The following is an 18,822-nucleotide window of genomic DNA, read 5'->3' on the forward strand; positions in this document are numbered from 1 at the left end:
GGCGTTATCCCTGCACGATGCCGGCGTGCACGCCCAACAGGCGAGTGAAGGTTTCGATATCCAGAGGGTGACTGAGGAAATAGCCTTGGCCCTCTTCACAGGCCACGGCCTTGAGCAATGCCAGGTGTTCAGCCGTTTCCACGCCTTCGGCCGTTACGGTCAGTGCCAGGGCCCGACCCAGGCCGACGATGGCCTGGATAATCGCCTTGTCATCATCACTTTCTTCCAGCCGGGTCAGGAAGCTGCGGTCTATCTTCAAACCGTCGAACGGGAACGTACGCAGGTAGCTCAGGGATGAGTAGCCGGTGCCGAAGTCATCCATGGCGATGCGTATGCCCAATTGCTTGAGCGTGCGCATGACCTCCAGCGCCCCGGTGGCATCTTCGAGCATGACGCTTTCGGTGATTTCCAGTTCCACGCGCGCGGGTTCGATACCTGAGGTCTTCAGGGCCTGCCGTACGCGCTTTACCAGGTTGCCACGCCTGAATTCCATGGGTGACAGGTTCACCGACACAAAAAGATGCTCGGGCCACTGGGCGGCGCATTTACAAGCGGTTTCAAGTACCCAGTCGCTCAGGGCCAGGATCAGCCCGGACTCTTCGGCGATCGGAATAAAGGTGTCCGGCGTGATCAGGCCGCGCAACGGGTGTTGCCAGCGCACCAGGGCTTCCGCGCCGACCATCTGGCCGTCGGCGATGCGATAGCGCGGTTGGAAGTGCAGGCGCAGCTCGGCATGTTTGATTGCAAAGCGCAGGTCGCTCTCCAGGCGTCGGCGTTCAATGATCCGCGCGTTCATATCGCCGGAGTAGAACCGCCAGGTATTACGGCCCGCAGCCTTTGCCTCGTACAGTGCAATATCGGCGTAACGCAGCAGCTCCGTGGCTTCGCGGGCATCGTTGGGGGCGAGGGCGATGCCAATACTGGCGCTGACGAACACCTCTTGCTCGTCGATTCTGATCGTGCGCTCGATCGATTCGATCAAGCGCTTGCACAGCGTTTCGACTTCGTCTTGAGCCCCTGCATCGGTCAGGATCAGTACAAATTCATCACCGCCGACACGGGCGACCAGATCACCATGGCGCACGCAGGCGGCCAGGCGGGCGGACACTTCGTTGAGCACCCGGTCGCCGGCAGCGTGCCCGAGCAGGTCGTTGACCGGTTTGAACCGATCAAGGTCCAGGCTGAGCATTACCAACGGCTGGGTTGAGGTGGACAACTCAGCTGCCGACAGCGCCGTACTCGACAGCGCCTTGAACTTGCCCTCCAGGAACGCTTGCAGCCGCGTGCGATTGGGCAGCCCGGTGAGGGCGTCATGCTGGGACAAGAACTCGATGCGTCGACGGGACTCGACTTCTTCCGTCACGTCGGTGGCCGTCCCGCGAAAGCCGCCACACGGCATCTGCCGCGCTGACAGCCGTGTACTGCGTTCCAGCCCCAGTGCATCGACGTAGCGGCACTGCACACTGATATCCGGGCGGCGTCCGGGGGTGCTGAGCCATTGCGAGAGCAGACCGGTCTCGGTCTCGAGCAAGTCGTTCATCGTCGCACCGATCCACGCATGCCGCGCCAACCCGGTGACGCCTTCGAAGCGCTCCGACAGGTAGGTAAAGCGCCAACTGGCGTCGATTTCCCACACCCAATCGGAACTCGCCTCTACCACATCGCGAAAGCGTGCTTCGCTGGTCGCCAGGGCATTCTGGCTGTTCTGCAGCGACGAATGGCTAGCGTCCAGGGCGAGCGCGGCCGCCGTGGTGCGGCGTGAAATGACCCAGCTCATCACGCATACCAATAACGCTGCCAGGCCAAGCAGGGGCAGGCCTACGCCCATCAAGCGCAAACCGGGTCGGGCCGGCTCCCAATGCAGGCTGCCGGCAGCACCGTTGTCGCCGAGGGGGAACAGCAACGTCTGGCCGATTTCATCAGGGGTAGCGATGTGCAGCTTGCTTACGCCGAATTCATCGCCGATCACGGCCAGCTTGGCACTGTTGAGGATGTCGACGAAGATCAGGACCGAAGCGGGCCGGCCATCCGGCTTCACCGTGGGGTCTGTGCCGGGGGTGATGGCGGCTGCGGCCACCAGCGCGGGGCTGCCCTTGACGTTGATGAAGGCTGTGACGGGTGTTTCGTTGTCAGCGCCTGCACGTGCCTGCTCCACAATCCCGGCAAAGGGCTGGTCGAGCGATTGCGTGAGTTCGACATCTTGCAGCTTGCCATCGACGACCGCATAGACCGTGCGGTTGGCATCGTTGACCACAAACAGGCCTTGAAAACCGAAATCATCGAACAGCGTGGCGCCGATATTGCCCCGGACATACGCCCAATCAGTGTCCACTTTAACGTGCAGGTGCTTGTAGGCATCGCTCCAGAACGCGTAGTCCTTGACCGTCACCCGCAGGGATTTTTCTAGGGATTGCAGGGCTTTACGGGTATAGAAGGCACTTTCCGCCTGTTCGGTGCGGTCCATCTCATAGGCGAGGTAAACCAGCGAATAAGCCGCCGCCGCAAAGACGACGGCCAGCAACGCCATGAACTTGAACAATGAGGTACGTGCCAGCGAAAGGCTGGTGCGATCGGAAAGCGAGCGGACAATAGGGGCGAGAGTATTCGGCATTGTTTCCCGCAGGGCGTCGCTGCAAGTCAAGAGTTATCCCTTGTTATCGGCGAGCCCGGCGAAATATTTAGACCGCCACAGGTGATTACCGCTGGCGCGTGCTGCCAGCCAAGCCAGTAAGGCCGCGGCGCCCAGCACTGCCGCACCCAACTCGAATGTCGCCTGATACCCGCTCAGGCCAAACACCAGGCCTCCCACGATAGCGCCCGAGGCGATCGCCAGTTGAATGATCGCAACCATCAAGCCGCCCCCGGCTTCGGCATCGTCGGGCAGGGTTCTCGACCGTGCAAACAGGCTCAGAGTTTCCGGCAGGTTGGGAGCTCGGACAGCATCGCGCGAATCCAACCCTGGGTGACACTCCGATGGAGGGATTGGCATCTACCTATCTTTTGAGGGCGGGGTGGCCGGGGCCACCCCGCACATTCAGGCTTTAATTGATCCGCGGATGCTGCTGCACCAGGTTCTGGCGCTTGGCTTCCAGAGCCGCAATTTCTGCATCGATGTCTTCGATTTTTTGCTCGATATTGTCGTGATGTTCCTGCAGCAACTCCTTGGCTTCTTCCATGTCCGAAGCGGCCGGCGCTGCGCCGCGCAGTGGCTTGTTGGCGGTTTCCTTCATGGTCAGGCCGGTGATCAGGCCGACCACGGCAAACACCATCAGGTAGTAGGCGGGCATGAACAGGTCGTTGGTGCTTTCTACCAGCCAGGCCACGGCGGTTGGCGTGAGGCCGGCGATCAGTACCGAAACGTTGAACGCGCCGGCCAAGGCGCTGTAGCGCAGGTGGGTGGGGAACATCGCGGGCAGGGTCGAGGCCATCACGCCGATGAAGAAGTTGAGGATCACTGCCAGGATCAGCAAGCCGGCGAAGATCAGCCCGATCTTGCCGCTGGTGATCAGCATAAACGCCGGGATGGACAGGAACAGCAAACCGATGCTGCCAGCGATGATGAAGGGCTTGCGGCCGACCTTGTCGCTGATAAAGCCAATGAACGGCTGCACGAACAGCATGCCGACCATGATCGCGATGATGATCAGCACGCCGCTGTTTTCTTTGTAGTGCAGGTTATGCGACAGGTAGCTCGGCATGTAGGTGAGCAGCATGTAGTACGTCACGTTGGTCGCCGCGACGATACCGATGCAGGTCAGCAGGCTGCCCCAGTGCTTGGTTGCGACTTCCTTGAACGAGACTTTGGGGCCGTGGGTCAGGCCTTCGCGGTCGCCTTGCTCGAGTGTGTCCATGTGCTGTTGGAATGCTGGGGTTTCTTCCAGCGCATGGCGCAGATACAGGCCGATGATGCCCAGGGGCAAGGCGAGGAAGAACGGCAGGCGCCAACCCCATGCTTCGAAGTCCGCTTCGCCCAAGACGCTGGAAATCAGTACGACCACGCCTGCGCCCAGGACGAAACCGGCGATGGAACCAAAGTCCAGCCAACTCCCCAGGAAGCCGCGCTTGCGGTCCGGGGCGTACTCGGCGACGAAGATCGACGCGCCGGTGTATTCACCGCCCACCGAGAAACCCTGGGCCATTTTGCACAGCAACAGCAGAATCGGCGCCCAGATGCCAATCGAGGCATAACCGGGGATGAGGCCAATGGCAAAGGTGCTCAGGGACATGATCACGATGGTCGCGGCGAGTACTTTTTGCCGCCCGTACTTATCGCCCAGCGCACCAAAGAACAGGCCACCCAGGGGGCGGATCAGGAACGGCACGGAGAAGGTGCCGAGTGCAGCGATCATTTGTACGCTGGGCGAGGCGTCGGGGAAGAACACCTTGCCGAGCACATAGGCGACAAATCCGTAGACGCCAAAGTCGAACCATTCCATGGCGTTACCCAGTGCGGCGGCGGTGATTGCCTTGCGCACCTTGGTGTCGTCGACAATGGTGATGTCTTTCAATCCGATCGGTTTGACGCTTTTCTTACGTAATTTCATGCGGGGCACTCTAAAGCAGAACAGGGGAGGTGCCATCGCAGCGATGGCGCCGCTCTGTCAGTTCAGATACAAGCGGACACGAAATAATTCAGCGTTATTTGCTTTTTTTTGCAGGTGCATTGAACTTCTTCGGTTCACAACGGAGCGATCTCTATGCCAACGACTTTCTCCCGCCTGATCTACCGTCAACCACAGCCTGCAGACGTGCAGCGATTGTTCGCGATCTTCGGCGACCCGCAGACCAACCTGTTTAATCCTGCCGGCCCCATTGCCACCCTCGACGAGGCGCAACGCCTGCTGGATCGCTGGCTAGGGCAGTGGGCCGCTGAGGGTTATGGCTGGTGGGCGATTGCGCGAAATGAGGCGCCGGAACACATCATCGGCTTCGGTGGGATAGCGCCACTCAACTACTTGACCGAGCAGCGCGTCAACCTGGGTTATAGGTTTGCAGTGCAAGCCTGGGGGCAGGGCTACGCGACCGAACTTGGCCGCGATGCGCTGGCGCTGGCATTTGACACCCTGGGCGTGCCCGAAGTATTTGGCCTGGTACGACCGGACCACGCAGCGTCGATCCGCGTGCTGGAAAAGATCGGCATGCAGCCTTTCGGCGCGCTTGACGATGTGCCGGGCAAGTCGCCGAGCCTGGTGTTTCGTATTTGTCATCCTACAACTGGTTTTGCCTGACCTATCTCATAGCCGCGCAATACCGTGATAAACGGCAATATTTCAGATTGACACCGTGTGGGCGTCCCGATATAAAAGTCGCAGTTGTACGATGACATATGACGTTACATATGTCCTGCCTAACAAAAATAAAAAGTGATGCCATGAACTTGAACGAGCCCATCCACGCCCACCGCGTTGGCCAAGCGGTAGGCAACTATCGCTGGACCATCTGCGCGATGCTGTTCTTCGCGACCACCGTCAATTACCTCGACCGCCAGGTGCTCAGCCTGCTGGCGCCGCAGCTGTCGACGCAATTTGGCTGGAGCAACACCGACTACGCCAACATTGCTGCAGTTTTCCAGTTTGTCTACGCGATCTCCATGCTGTTCGCCGGGCGCTTTGTCGACAAGATCGGCACCAAGGCAGCCTACGTATTGGCGATTGGTATCTGGTCCACGGGCGCCATCATGCACGCGTTCTCGGTGCCGATGGGCGAGGGCATCGCGGCGATCAGCGGCGCGATTGGATTGGCGGTGATTCCTGTCTCGATTGCAGGGTTCATGCTGTCCCGTGCAGTGTTGGCGATTGGCGAGGCGGGCAACTTCCCAATTGCGATCAAGGCGACTGCCGAATACTTCCCCAAGAAAGAACGCTCGCTCGCCACCGGCCTCTTCAACTCCGGGGCCAACGTCGGTGCCATCCTGGCGCCTATCTGCGTGCCGTTGATTGCCAGTTTATGGGGCTGGGAAGCGGCATTTATTGTGATCGGTGGGTTGGGGTTCGTGTGGGTGGCGGTCTGGGTCGCACTCTATAAGAAGCCGGACGAGCAAAAGCGTCTGTCTCCCGAAGAGCTGGCCTACATCCGCAGCGACCAGACCGTGCAGCCCTTCACGCCTGAACCCGCTGGCGCAGTGGCGAAAAAAGTCTCGTGGTTCAAGTTGCTCACTTACCGCCAGACCTGGGCCTTTGCTTTCGGCAAGTTCATGACTGACGGCGTGTGGTGGTTCTTCCTGTTCTGGCTGCCCACCTACTTGTCGGCGCAATACGGCATGAAGGGCCCCGACATCGTGCTGCCGCTGGCGGTGCTGTACAGCATGACCATGGTGGGCAGTATTGGCGGCGGCTGGTTCCCCAGCTACTTCATGGCGCGCGGCGATGCGCCGTATGACGGCCGCATGAAAGCGATGCTGGTGATTGCGCTGTTCCCGCTGGTGGTGCTGCTGGCGCAGCCGTTGGGTCACATCAGCTTCTGGATCCCGGTATTACTGATCGGCGTGGGCGCGTCGGCGCACCAGGCGTGGTCGTGCAACATCTTCACCACCGTGTCCGACATGTTCCCGCAGAAGACCGTAGCCTCGGTGGTCGGCATTGGCGGCATGGCCGGCGGCCTGGGCGGCGTGGTGATGACCAAGATCGGCGGCTGGGTGTTCGACTACTACAAGTCCATCAACGACATCCACACCGGCTACATGATCATGTTCGCCATTTGCGCACTGGCCTACCTGGTGGCCTGGAGCGTGATGAAGGCGCTGGTGCCGCGTCACAAGGAAATCACTGACCTGTAATTGGCATGGACGAGGCGGTGTCGGGCCTGGCTATCAGGATGATGCGCACCGCCATCACCACGCCGATCAGCACCGCCGCCAGGCCTGCTGCTTCCATGAGCGTCGGGCCCCGGCCTGCGAAGCCCAGGCCGAGCAGGGTGGCGAACAGTGATTCAAGGGCAATCAACTGGGCGCTCAGGACCATGGGTAAGCGACGCGTTGCGGCGTTCCAGGCCCACGCGCCGACCAGGGTGGACATCACGGCGATGACCACGCCCCAGGCATACAACGGCGCGGCCTGTTCAAACCCAGCGCCGAGGACTGGCAGCCTCAGCAACCCCAGTGCCTGCATGATCGGCCACAGGCACAGCGCGGCGATGCCGGCGCCCGCCAGCATCAGCGCGGTCCATAGCCCGGTCGCCTGAGCCGGCAATTGCACTAGGTGCTGTTGGTTGAGCACGCTGAACAGTAGCCATAACGCCACGGCACCCAGTGAACAAAACAACCCCGCCAGCCACGAATCGGCACTCAACGACGGTTGATGAAGGCTGCCGACGTTCGCCAATGCCAGCCCTGTCATCAGGCACGACAAGGGCGTGATCAGTCGGTGCCATTCGACCGTCTTGTGCCGCGCATTGCCCAGCAACGCGAGCAGCACCGGCACCGTCCCGATCACCGCCGGCGTGAGCACCGGTCCGGCAAAGTGCACGCCGGCGGCGATACACACGCCATAACCCAGGCACCCCAACGCGCCCAACCCTGCGGCGAGTAACCGCTGGCCAGGCGTGATCAGGTGCAAATGGGCGCGACTCAGGAGTATCCAACCGCCGCCCAGCCCGCCGACGAACAGGAATCGCACGAGCATCAGGTCGTAGAGGCTGTAGTCGCCGGTCACGTAGGGGGTGATGAAGTTCAGCGCCCAGCCGAGGGTTGCCATCACCGCTAGGAACAGTCCGAGCAGTAGTGAAGCGGGTGCAGAATTCATCCGGGTCATCCATCAGGTAATGGATACGCATGGTGCCCAGCCGCGCGGCCGTGCTACAAACGAGTTCTCGGCCCTGGATACATAACCCAAGATTATGAACGCGCTCGGCAAAACCTTACCGCCCCTTGCCAGCTTGCTGCCCTTCGAAGCGGCGGCACGCCTGGAGAGTTTCTCCAAGGCGGCCGATGAGCTGCACATCACTCAGGCCGCGATCAGCCGGCAGATTCGTGGGCTCGAGGATAACCTCGGGATCAAACTGTTTCAGCGGCGCAATCGTGCCGTGTTCCTCACGCCAGAGGGGCGCGAGCTGGGGCGGGTGATCAGCGAGGCGCTGCGCAGCATTGGTAACAGCGCCGCCCGCCTGCGCGCGGTGCACCGCAGTAACCGTGTGGTGCTGCTCTGCCAGTTGTGTGAAGCGTTTTATTGGCTGATGCCGCGCTTATCGACGTTTCACCAGCAATACCCGCAGATTGAAATCCAGGTGGTGACCACCACTCGACCCTTGACTGAATTCAACGACCCCTTTGACGTTGCGCTGCAAAGCACACGGCGCGCCAGCGGGGCTCATCCGCTGATATTCACAGCCTCGGACGAAGTCTTTCCGGTGTGCAGTCCGCACTATCTAGCCGTAGAGCAAGCGCTGTCACTGAATGCATTGCAGCGTCATACGTTCTTGCACCACAGCGCGCCGCCGCCGCATATGATGGAGTGGAATGAGTGGCTGCAGGTGTTTGGCCAGAGGTTGGCCGTGGACGCGCGCAGTGCCACGTTCGACAGCTACCCACTGATGTTGCAGGCCGCTGTCGAGGGGTACGGGATTGCCATGGGCTGGCGTCGCACCGCGAGCCGCTTGATTGAAAGTGGCGCGCTGGTGAGGCCGTGCGCCGAGAGCGTGCACTTGCCCGAGGCTATTTCGGTTTATCGGCATCAAGCAGCAGGGAAGCGGGATGAGGTGGCGGCGCTGCTCGCCTGGCTTGAGGCGCAATTGCAGGAGGAAGGATGACAGGGGCGTTGTCCGCCCCTGTCGTGCAGGGTTATGGGTTACGTGTCACTCGCCACACGGTATTGGCCAAATCATCCGCGATGATCAGCGCGCCTTTCGGGTCCACCGTCACACCCACCGGCCGGCCGCGGGTTTTGCCGTCGTCACCGCGAAAACCGGTGGCAAAGTCGATGGGTTCACCAGAGGGCTTGCCGTTGCTGAAGGGCACGAAGATCACCTTGTAGCCCACCGGGTTGTCACGGTTCCAACTGCCGTGCTCGCCAACAAATACGCCGTCGGCAAACTTCTCACCCATTTGCGCGATGGAAAAGTCCACGCCCAGTGCCGCCACATGGGAGCCGAGGCTGTAATCCGGCTTGATCGCGGCGGCCACTTTGGCCGGGTTCTGTGGCTGTGCGCGTGGGTCGACGTTCTGGCCCCAATAGCTGTAGGGCCAGCCGTAGAACGCGCCTTCACGCACCGAGGTGAGGTAGTCCGGCACCAGGTCCGGGCCGAGTTCGTCGCGTTCGTTGACCACCGTCCACAGTTGCCCGGTGTCCGGCTGAATAGTCAGCGCCGTCGGGTTGCGCAGGCCTGTTGCGTAAGGTTTGTGCGCGCCGGTGGCAGCATCGATCTGCCAGACCATCGCGCGGTCGATCTCCACTTCCATGCCGCGTTCGGTCACGTTGCTGTTGGAGCCGATACCCACGTAGAGCTGGCGACCGTCAGCGCTCACGGCCAGGGATTTGGTCCAGTGGTGGTTGATCTGCGCCGGCAGGTCGGTGACTTTGGTGGGCGCGCCGCTGGCCTTGGTCTGGCCGTCGGTGTAGTCGAAGCGCACCAGCGCATCCTGGTTGGCCACATACAGCTTGCCGTCGGTGAAGGCCAGGCCGTACGGCGCGTTCAGGTTATCGGCGAACACGGTCTTGAGTTCGTAGGTGCCGTCACCGTCGGCGTCGCGAAGCAGGGTCAGGCGGTTGCCGCCCTTGACCTTGGTGTTGCCTTCGGCCTTGATCAGGCTGGCGATCACATCCTTGGGCTTGAGCTTGGCCGCGCTGCCGCCACGGCCTTCGGCGACCAGGATGTCGCCGTTGGGCAGCACCAGGGTCTGGCGTGGGATGGCCAGGTCAGTGGCGATAGCGGAGATGCTGTAGCCGTCCGGTACCTTGGGTTTCTGCTCGCCCCAAGGCACGGGCTCGGCAATCTTCATGCTGGGTAACAGGCTGCTTTGCTGTTCCGGCAACTTGGGGTCTGGGCCGCGGGCCTGGGTCTTGTCGCCTTCGCCACCGCATGCGGTCAGCAACAGCGCAGCGCTTAATAGGGTCAGCGTGCTGGACGTTTTCATTGGGCAGCTCCCGAGCGCAGGTTAGTCAGGCCGATCCACGTTGCGACGAATGCCAGCAGCGTGACAATCGCCGACAGCACCAAGCCCGTGGGCATCATGGCGTACGCATCCTTGGCATGCTGAAAGGCATTGACCAGGCCCACTACCCAGGCGGCTAACAACAGCAGGAAATACGCGGCTGGTCGCCCGGATTTACGCTCGGCGCGCAATAAATTGATCAGCGCGAACAACAGCGCAAATCCACTGAACACCAGCGCGCCGGCAATCAGCCAGGACGCGAAGTTGGCCCACTGAATCTGGTAGGTCTGGCCGTAGGCAATGTCGCTGAGCAGTGCACCCAGAAACAGCGGCACGCTGCCGGCGAGCAGTATCGAATGCAGCGGGCCAGGTCTTGTCGCGTAGTAGGCGGGGAGGGTAGTCATGGGGGTAGCGGCTCCTTATTGTTCAGCGCTCCTGGCGTCAGGGCGCGGTGACTTCGCATAGCAGAGGAGCTTTTCGTTTATCAGAAAGTTCACTAGGGATTGGTGTCGAGATGTTTTTCGCACCATTCGGCACAGAGCGTGCGGCCTACCCTGCATTACTCCCAGCCCCAAGAAGTCTTGCAGGCGCCCGGTTTCGACGCCGAGCACACGCTGGAAGTGGACGCACTGTTGAAGGTGGCTTACAAGCGCGACCTGTATGCCCACAGCGCACACAAGTGGAACCGCTGGACCAACGACTACGCGCTGCAGTTTTTCGATCGCTTCGACATCATGCTGGAGTCCAAGGACAAGAATGTGGCAGCTTGGGCGTTTTATGGGCATTTCAAGCGACGTTCAGTTTAAAAAAGGGAACCTTTACTCATGCCAACCCTGCATCTGCTATGCGGCAAGATAGCGTCGGGCAAATCAACGCTCGCCAGCACCCTCAGCGCTGAACACGCGGCGATGCGGTTAAGCGAGGACCCGTGGCTTGCACAGTTGTATCCCGGCGAAATTTTGTCGGTGGCGGATTACCTGCGCTGCGCCCAACGCATCCGCGGGGTGTTGGGGCCGCTGGTGGTAGGTTTGCTGGAGTCGGGCGTCAACGTGGTGCTGGATTTTCCGGCTAACACGTTGGCTAACCGCCAGTGGCTGCTGGGACTGGCGCAGGCCGCCGGGGTGCCACACTGCTTGCACTACCTGGAACTGGACGACGACACCTGCCGCGCTCGACTGCATGCGCGTAATGCGCACGGTGAGCACGATTTTGCGGCGACGGATGCCGAGTTTGACCTGATCACACGCCACTTCTGTGTGCCGAGTGAGGAGGAGGGGTTGGTGATTGAGGTGCATCGCTCGTGAGTGCAGCGCATTTTAAAGGGGTCGACGCCGAAGGTTTCATCCTCACCGTCCTCGAAACGTCCGTGCAGAGCGAGTTTCAGCCATTGCTTGAGGAGGCCTGCACCGCTCTGTCGCAGGAAGCGCTGGGAGTGCAGGGTATCTACCTCTACGGCAGTGTGGCGCGCGGAGATGCCATCCCGGGTGTTTCCGATCTTGATCTCACGCTGGTGCTGCGCGAGTCGCCGACTTCACGGGTACTGGAACGGCTGGAAGTGATCCGGCGCGACCTGGAGCGGCGGCATTCGCAAGTCACCAAGGTGGATTTCGATATTGGCAGCCGTGGGGACGTCATGGCGGCGGAAAACCGCAACAGCTGGGGCTTCTGGCTCAAGCACCATTGCCGATGCGTGTGGGGTGAGGACCTTGCGCTGCACATTGAGCGGTTTCGGCCTTCGGTGGACATTGCCTTGGCCATGAACGGTGACTTTGAACCGGTATTGACCGCCTACCTCACACGCATCGCAGACGCCGACTCCGAGCGGGAGCGACTTCGCTGGCAGCGCGAAGCGTCACGCAAGCTGATCAGGGCGACCCATGTATTGCGTTCGCAGGATGCGGCGACGTGGCCGCAGACACTCGAAGAGCACGTTGCGCTGTTCGTCCAGTGGCATCCGACAATGATGGTTAACGTGGCGTTCTTCCTGTTTGAAGCCCGAAACCCGAGTGCCGACGGCGAAAAATTCTCAGCCCGACTTCAGGCCTTTCTGAGCTGGATGGTTTTACAGCGAGCGTAGTTCTGCTGGTGTTCGCCGGTATAGGCGAAATCCAAAGCAGATCTCCTGTGAGAGCTGTCGAGCTTTAGCGAGGCTGCGAAAGCGGTGTGTCAGGCGATCAATAGGTTGGCAATACCGCCGCCTTCGCAGCCTCGCCGGGGCTCGACAGCTCCCACATTTGATCGGCGCCGCTGCTGAAATTGCGTTCGCAGGTACAACCGAAGCACACGGGTCCTAAGACTTGAACCGTCCCACCAACCCATTCAACTCATCCGAAAGGTTGGACAACCGCCCCGAATCGTCCTGCGCCGAGTTGGCCAGGCTTTCCACCAGTCGTGCCTCGTCGTAGATCTGCTGGATATGCCGATTGATCTCTTCGGCCACGCTGTGTTGTTCCTCGGCGGCGGCGGAGATCTGCAGGTTCTGGTCGCGGATTTCGTTCACTGACAGTTGAATGCCTTCGAAGCTGTCCCGCGCGCTTTCGATGGACGACACGCTGTCCCGCGACAGGTCCAGGCAACTGCCCATCTTCTGCGTGACCTCCTGGGTCTTGTTTTCCAGGGTGCCAAGCAGTTGCTCGATTTCGCCGGTGGAGTCTGACGTGCGCTTGGCCAGTGCGCGCACTTCATCGGCCACCACGGCAAAGCCACGGCCTTGATCACCGGCGCGGGCGGCTTCGATGGCAGCGTTGAGCGCCAAGAGGTTGGTCTGTTCGGCAATCGCGCGAATGGTGCCGAGGATCTGGTTGATGCTGCGACTGCCGGCCTCCAGTTCAACCATGGCCTGGGACGATTCGGTGAGACGGCGGCCCAAGCGGTTGACGTTATCGGTAGTGACCTCGATCTGCTGCTTGCCCTCGGCCACGCGACGGTGCCCGTTTTCGGCGGACTCCGCTGCGCCGCTGCATGAGCGCGCGACTTCGTTGGCGGTGGCAACCATTTCGTTGAACGCGGTGGACACCAATTCAACCGCCTCACGTTGCCGGCCCGCCGCCTCGTTCATGTTGTGCGCGACCTCGCTGTTGACCTTGGAGGCGTTCTGCAGATTGGCCGACGCCGCGCCGATATGCTGGATCAGTTGGCGAATCGCTGCGAGAAACTTGTTGAACCAACCGGCCAGTTCGGCGGTTTCATCCTTGCCCTGCACCTGCAGTTCGTGGCGCAAGTCACCTTCACCCTCGGCGATGGACTGCAAGCCCGTGCTGACCTGGCCAATGGGCTTGACGATGACCTTGGAGAACGCGGCTGCAATCAATCCGAAGATCAGTACCAGCACGCCGACGATGATCGCGGTGAGGTAGGTCATGCGGGTGGCTTCAGCCATGACTTCACGCTGCTCGATCAGCCCGATGTAGCGCCAGCCAAGACTGGGGGAGGTCCACACGTTGGCCATGTAGCGCACGCCGTCGATTTCCACTTCGGTGGAGCCTTGCGGTGTGTCGGCGAGTTGCGCATAGGCGGCGCCCAGGTCTTTGAGCGGTTTGAAACTGTGGGCGGCGTCGCGCGGGTCCACCAGCACCACGCCGTCTTCGATCAGCATCACGTAGCCGCTTTCACCCAGTTTGATGCTCTTGACCAGCTCGGTGAGGTTTTTCAATGAGACGCTGACCACAAACACGCCCTTGGCTTTGCCGTTATCCAACAGCGCCCGTGCGGTGCCGACCAACGCCACGTCGTCTTTGTCGTAATAGTAGGCGGGCGTACGGACGGTCTTGCCGGGGCTGGCCATGGCCGCTTTGTACCAGGGGCGCGTGCGCGGGTCGTACTTGGACAGTTGCGGGTCATCCGGCCATTTGGCATAGGTGCCATCTTCCAGGCCGATGGACAGAATCGCGGCCGCTGGGTGCGTGGCGCCAAAGCGTGCGAATCGGTCGATGACGGCTTGTGCCTCGGCTGGCATGGGCTGGCTGGCCGCGTCGGCGGGCTGGTAGTTTTTCAGCGTGTTAACTGATGTGTATACAGGATCGGTGGCCATTTGATCGACGTTCTGCAGGGTGCCGTCGAAGAACTGGCGGATATTGCCATCGATCTGACGGATTTCCCGGGTGCTGCCGTCGATAAACTGATCCACCGCCTGGGTCCGCGTGTTCATGACCGAGATCACAGCCACCAGGCTTACCGGTATAAACGCGACAGAGACGAATGCCAGTACCAACTTATTTTTTATTTTCATCGAGACGACCATCAGCGTAGAGGGCGGCCAAATCATCGTTCTCCATCACGCAAGCACGGCGATTTGCTATCACTGATGTTTCGGCCCTTCTGCGATAAAACTTTAGGGTTTTTTGTACACAATACAAACTGCTTATTGTTCTGTATCCAATCAATACACATCACGCAGATAACGCTTCTGTTCACTCAACTGCCGCCAGTAATCCACGGCGGCTTCCACGCCAAGCCCGCCGTGGGTTTGCGCGACCTGACGCAGCGCCTGGTCGACGTCTTTGGCCATATGGCTGGCGTCGCCGCAGATGTACAGCTTGGCGCCGTCCTGCAGCCATCGCCACAGCTCGGCGCCCTGTTCGCGGATGCGGTCCTGCACGTAGACCTTCTGCGGCTGGTCGCGGGAGAACGCCAAGCTCAAGTGAGTGAGCATGCCGTCGCGTTGCATGCCTTGCAGTTCGTCCTGATAGTAGAAATCGCTGGCCGCGTGCTGTTCGCCAAAAAACAGCCAATTACGGCCCTGATGCCCCAAGGCGCGGCGTTCCTGTAAAAACGCGCGGAACGGCGCGACGCCGGTGCCAGGCCCGATCATGATCATCGGCACGTCGCCATCGCTGGGTGTACGGAAGTGTTTGGACGGCTGCACGAACAACGGCACCTCAGCGTCGCCCGCGCGGTCGGCGAGAAAGGTCGAGGACACGCCTTTGCGCTTGCCATAGCGCACGGCGGCCACTGTGAGGTGTACTTCCTGCGGGTAGGCCTTGGCACTCGAGGCAATCGAATACAAGCGTGGCTGCAGGCGCTTGAGGGTGCCCAGCAGTTCGTCCGCGGCGCAATCGATAGGGTATGCCTGCAGCACGTCCGCCAGCTGCCGGCCCCACAGCCAGTCATTCAGTTCGGCCTTGTGCTCGGGGTTGAGCAAGTGTTTGAGGCCTGGGTTGGCGCTGCGCTCGGCGATGAAGGCCAAGGTGTCGCTGCTCGGCCGGGCGATTTCGAAGTGCTGGGTGAGCGCCTGTTGCAGCGGCACATCACCGAAGGTGTCGATGGTCACGCACGTGCTCGCACTCAGGCGGATCAGGTCGAGCAGTTCGCTGACCAGTTCAGGGCAATTGCGCGGCCGTACTCCGAGGGCATCACCGGCTTCATAGGTGAGCCCGGAGTCAGCCAGGTCCAGGGCAAACTGGCGGGTTTCCTTGTGGGCGCTGTGGGGGTTCAGGTGCCGGTTGAGCAGCAGCCGTGACCCGTACAGCTTGGTTTTACCGGCTGGCGTGGCCGGCGCTATGGGCTTTGCCGGGTTTAGGGTGTGTTGGAACCGCACCAGCCAGGCATCGGCGCGTTCCTCGAATTCGGTGTCGCAGTCGACACGCTCCAGCAGGCGCGTGGCGCCCAATTCCAGCAAGCGCTGGTCGAGTTGCTTGCCGTGGTTGCAGAACTGGTCGTAATTGGGATCGCCCAAGGCCAGCACCGCAAAGCGCAGGGATTCCAGGCGCATCTCGGCGGTGCTGAGGCTGTGCCAGAAACTTTCGCCGTTGTCCGGTGGGTCGCCGTCGCCAAAGGTGCTGCTGATCAGCGCGAGGGTGTGAGTGCTCGCCAGTTTGCTCGCGGGGAAGTCCGCCATCGCGCTCAGTTCCACCGTGATCCCAGCGTCGCGCAGGCGTTTGGCAAAACGCTCGGCCAAGGCTTCGGCGTTGCCGGTTTGCGACGCCCACAGCAGCGTGACTGCCGGGGAGGGCGCTGCGATGGCGTCTGTACGGCTGAACAAACCGCCAAGCAGGCCGTCCAGCCACAGCCTGGATTCCCTTGCCAATGGCGCATTCGCCGGCATCGTCGGTACACCGCCAGCCTGGCGCGCGGCGGATTGCAGGCCACTGAGGAAACCGGCGAGATAGGTGCGCTCACTGTCGCTCAATGGCGGCGGCGCTAGATGACGGATGCCGATGATGTCGGCGAAGGCGGTAAGACGCGACAAGTTGCTGTCCTCTCGTTCGGGAGCGTGGAGGTCCAGAAACGGGTGATTGATCAGTTCGACCCGGGCCAGGGCGACGGCGCAGAACTTGAACGCCGGCTGAAGGGAAATCGGGTCCACGGCGTCATGGGTCACGGCGTTGATCGCCAGGTTTTCGCCAAACACATCGTTCCAATGAAACGGCGCAAAACAGTTGCCCGGCCGCACACGGTCGGTGACTACCGCAGGCAGTACGGCGCGGCCGCGCTGTGAGCGTATTTCAACCCGGTCCTTGTCCTTGATACCCAGGCGGGCGGCGTCCTCGGGGTGTAGTTCCACGAAGGGGCCAGGGTTGAGTTTGTTCAGCGTGGCGACCTTGCCGGTCTTGGTCAGCGTGTGCCATTGGTGCTGCACGCGGCCGGTGTTCAGCACGAAGGGAAACGCTTCATCCGGCATTTCCGCCGGCGGCATATGGGGACGGGCGAGGAACTGGGCTTTGCCGTTTTCAGTGGCGAAAGCGAGCGTGCCGTCCTTCACGTAGCGGATCGGGTTGCGGTCCGCTGCGTCGTCTGACGCGCAGGGCCATTGCAGCGGCTTGTCACGCAGTCGCGGGTAGCTCGCGCCACGAATGTCATAGCCGGTCTTGGGGTTCCAGGCGCGTTTGATCTCTTCAAAGACGTCGGCGGCGCACGCGTAGGTGAAGGCCTCGGCGAAGCCCATCTCACAGGCGACCCTGGCGATGATCTGCCAGTCGGGCAGGGCCTCGCCGGGGGCCTCGACGGCCTTTTGCATCAGGGTCAGGTTGCGCTCGGAGTTGATCATCACCCCTTCGGCCTCGGCCCACAGCGCGCCAGGCAAAAGGATGTCGGCGTAGCGGTTGGTCTCGGTGTCGAGGAAAGCGTCCTGGGTGATCACCAGCTCGGCGGTTTGCAGGCCTTTGATGACCGTTTGCCGGTTGGGCACGCTGGCCACCGGGTTGGTGCAGATAATCCAGCAGGCTTTGATCTGCCCAGCCGCCATCTGCTCGAACATCGCCACGGTGCCGCCGCCAGCCTGGCGCGGCAGGCTGTCGTGGGGGATCTGCCACAGGTCCTCGATAAAGGCGCGGTCGGCCTCGACCAGCACCGAGCGCTGCCCTGGCAGGCCGGGGCCCATGTAGCCCATTTCGCGCCCGCCCATGGCGTTGGGTTGCCCGGTCAGGGAAAACGGTCCGCTGCCGGGGCGGCAGATGGCACCGGTGGCCAGGTGCAGGTTGCACAGGGCGTTGGTGTTCCAGGTGCCATGGGTGCTCTGGTTGAGGCCCATGGTCCAGCAACTCATCCACTCGGCAGCCTGGCCGATCCAGCCGGCGGCTTGTCGGATATCGGCTTCGGCAAGGCCGGTTATGGCGGCGACCCGGTCTGGCGAGTAGTCCTCCAGAAACGCGGGCATGGCTTCCCAGCCCTCGGTGAAGGCCGCGATAAAGGCAGGGTCGGTGTGGCCGTTCTTGACCAGCAGGTGCAACAGGCCATTGAGCAAGGCGAGGTCGGTGCCGGGCTCTATCGGCAGGAACAGGTGGGCCTTGTCCGCCGTGGCACTGCGTCGGGGGTCGACCACGATCAGCTTCGCGCCGGCCTTGACCCGGTCCATCATGCGCAGGAACAGGATCGGGTGACAGTCGGCCATGTTCGCGCCGATCACGAAGAACAACTCGGCGCGGTCGAAGTCCTCGTAGGAACCCGGCGGCCCGTCGGAGCCAAGCGACAGTTTGTAGCCACTGCCGGCGCTGGCCATGCACAGGCGCGAGTTGGATTCGATGTTGGGAGTGCGCACGAAGCCCTTGGCCAATTTGTTGATCAGGTATTGGGATTCCAGCGACATCTGGCCCGACACGTAGAAAGCCAGCGCATCCGGCCCGTGGGTATCGAGGGTGTGGCGCAAGCGGGCGGCGGTTTCGCTGATGGCCTTGTCCATGGCAATGCGCACCGGGTCGTGATCGCGCGCCTGGCGCACGTAGGCACTTTCCATGCGGCCGGACTCGGCGATGGCGTGCCCGCAGGTGGTGCCCTTGGTGCACAGCCGGCCGAAGTTGGTGGGGTGGGCCTTGTCGCCGACCACCTTGACCACTGTGTTGTGCTCGACCTGCATGACGATGCCGCAGCCCACGCCACAATAAGGGCACACGCTGCGCACGTTTTGGTTTGCCATCCGTAACCCCGTAAACAAAAAAGGCGCCTTGTAACCCTCCGTTGAAAACGGGGATTACACGGCGCCTTTGTCGTGAGAGAGCAATCAGCGTTGACTGCCTGGTTGAAGTATTCCTAGCAAGTCACGCGCCAGGTTTTTTATCTGGCTGTAGTGAGCGGGCTTGCCCCGCGCTGAGTGGCGCAGCCGCCCCAAACCAGGCGACCTGGTTCTAGCTGGATACCGGCGGCGTCTCTATTGGGGCGGCTTTGCCACCCAGCGCGGGGCAAGCCCGCTCACTACAAAAGCCGTTGGGGTGCACTTTTATGACGCGGGACGCACCAGTTGGAGGCGCTGAAAGCGCGCGAAAAAAACCGCTGATTACGTTGTGATGCCGTGAATCCGGCCCTTG

12 protein-coding genes and 3 pseudogenes are annotated in these 18,822 nt (G+C 61.5%); 6 read left to right on the top strand and 9 right to left on the bottom strand.

All coding sequences use genetic code 11. The annotated features are described in order from the left end of the window. Window positions 1–4: 4 nt before the first annotated feature. The 3 genes and pseudogenes from AACY36_RS07470 to proP form a co-directional block, all read right to left on the bottom strand. Entirely contained in the window at window positions 5–2,611 is a 2,607-nt protein-coding gene (locus AACY36_RS07470; RefSeq protein ID WP_339496853.1) for a bifunctional diguanylate cyclase/phosphodiesterase, read from the bottom strand. A 33-nt stretch (window positions 2,612–2,644) separates the two neighbouring features. Next, a pseudogene (locus AACY36_RS07475) lies at window positions 2,645–2,893 on the bottom strand (MFS transporter); the annotation flags it as partial. 148 nt (window positions 2,894–3,041) lie between these two features. Next, a complete protein-coding gene (gene proP, locus AACY36_RS07480) occupies window positions 3,042–4,544 on the bottom strand; it encodes a glycine betaine/L-proline transporter ProP (RefSeq protein WP_339415981.1) in 1,503 nt (500 codons plus the stop codon). A 153-nt stretch (window positions 4,545–4,697) separates the two neighbouring features. Between proP and AACY36_RS07485 the strand changes: the two genes are divergently transcribed. Together AACY36_RS07485 and AACY36_RS07490 are read left to right on the top strand one after the other, a co-directional pair. Beyond that, entirely contained in the window at window positions 4,698–5,228 is a 531-nt protein-coding gene (locus tag AACY36_RS07485; RefSeq protein ID WP_339427570.1) for a GNAT family N-acetyltransferase, read from the top strand. A gap of 143 nt (window positions 5,229–5,371) precedes the next feature. Beyond that, the gene (locus AACY36_RS07490; RefSeq protein WP_339496855.1) at window positions 5,372–6,775 is read left to right on the top strand and encodes an MFS transporter; all 1,404 of its coding nucleotides are present in this window, start codon (window positions 5,372–5,374) and stop codon (window positions 6,773–6,775) included. Here AACY36_RS07490 and AACY36_RS07495 read toward each other — a convergent pair. Continuing rightward, entirely contained in the window at window positions 6,762–7,739 is a 978-nt protein-coding gene (locus AACY36_RS07495) for a DMT family transporter (protein ID WP_339427569.1), read from the bottom strand. The genes AACY36_RS07490 and AACY36_RS07495 overlap by 14 nt on opposite strands. 94 nt (window positions 7,740–7,833) lie before the next feature. Here AACY36_RS07495 and AACY36_RS07500 point away from each other — a divergent pair, with 94 nt between their 5' ends. Then, window positions 7,834–8,742: a LysR substrate-binding domain-containing protein gene (locus AACY36_RS07500; RefSeq protein ID WP_339496856.1), complete on the top strand. Its 909-nt coding sequence runs from the start codon at window positions 7,834–7,836 to the stop codon at window positions 8,740–8,742. Window positions 8,743–8,773: 31 nt separating this feature from the next. Here AACY36_RS07500 and AACY36_RS07505 read toward each other — a convergent pair whose 3' ends face one another. Both AACY36_RS07505 and AACY36_RS07510 read right to left on the bottom strand, forming a co-directional pair. Further along, window positions 8,774–10,066 carry a PQQ-dependent sugar dehydrogenase gene (locus AACY36_RS07505; protein ID WP_339496858.1) on the bottom strand — a complete coding sequence of 431 codons (1,293 nt, stop codon included), beginning with the start codon at window positions 10,064–10,066 and terminating at the stop codon, window positions 8,774–8,776. Continuing rightward, the gene (locus AACY36_RS07510; protein WP_339415991.1) at window positions 10,063–10,488 is read right to left on the bottom strand and encodes a DUF2231 domain-containing protein; all 426 of its coding nucleotides are present in this window, start codon (window positions 10,486–10,488) and stop codon (window positions 10,063–10,065) included. Before AACY36_RS07510 ends, AACY36_RS07505 begins: the two co-directional genes overlap by 4 nt. 126 nt (window positions 10,489–10,614) lie before the next feature. Between AACY36_RS07510 and AACY36_RS07515 the strand changes: the two are divergent. From AACY36_RS07515 to AACY36_RS07525, 3 genes and pseudogenes are all read left to right on the top strand, one after another. Continuing rightward, window positions 10,615–10,890, top strand: a pseudogene (locus AACY36_RS07515) (UV damage endonuclease UvsE); the annotation flags it as partial. An 18-nt stretch (window positions 10,891–10,908) separates the two neighbouring features. Next, window positions 10,909–11,388: an AAA family ATPase gene (locus AACY36_RS07520; protein ID WP_339427567.1), complete on the top strand. Its 480-nt coding sequence runs from the start codon at window positions 10,909–10,911 to the stop codon at window positions 11,386–11,388. Continuing rightward, on the top strand, window positions 11,385–12,161 hold the full coding sequence (locus AACY36_RS07525; protein WP_339415994.1) for a nucleotidyltransferase domain-containing protein: 777 nt from the start codon (window positions 11,385–11,387) through the stop codon (window positions 12,159–12,161). Before AACY36_RS07520 ends, AACY36_RS07525 begins: the two co-directional genes overlap by 4 nt. A 213-nt stretch (window positions 12,162–12,374) precedes the next feature. Here AACY36_RS07525 and AACY36_RS28225 read toward each other — a convergent pair whose 3' ends face one another. The 3 genes and pseudogenes from AACY36_RS28225 to AACY36_RS07535 all read right to left on the bottom strand — a co-directional run bounded on the left by AACY36_RS28225 (window position 12,375) and on the right by AACY36_RS07535 (window position 18,434). Further along, window positions 12,375–13,142, bottom strand: a complete 768-nt coding sequence (locus tag AACY36_RS28225; protein WP_370468006.1) for a methyl-accepting chemotaxis protein — start codon at window positions 13,140–13,142, stop codon at window positions 12,375–12,377. Window positions 13,143–13,229: 87 nt separating this feature from the next. Next, window positions 13,230–14,348, bottom strand: a pseudogene (locus AACY36_RS28230) (cache domain-containing protein); the annotation flags it as partial. A 114-nt stretch (window positions 14,349–14,462) separates the two neighbouring features. Continuing rightward, window positions 14,463–18,434, bottom strand: coding sequence for a bifunctional nitrate reductase/sulfite reductase flavoprotein subunit alpha (locus AACY36_RS07535; protein WP_339496860.1), 3,972 nt, complete (start codon window positions 18,432–18,434; stop codon window positions 14,463–14,465). Window positions 18,435–18,822 lie beyond the last annotated feature (388 nt).

The organism is Pseudomonas sp. EA_15y_Pfl1_P101, from assembly GCF_963970835.1.
Classification (GTDB): Bacteria; Pseudomonadota; Gammaproteobacteria; order Pseudomonadales; family Pseudomonadaceae; genus Aquipseudomonas; species Aquipseudomonas tritici.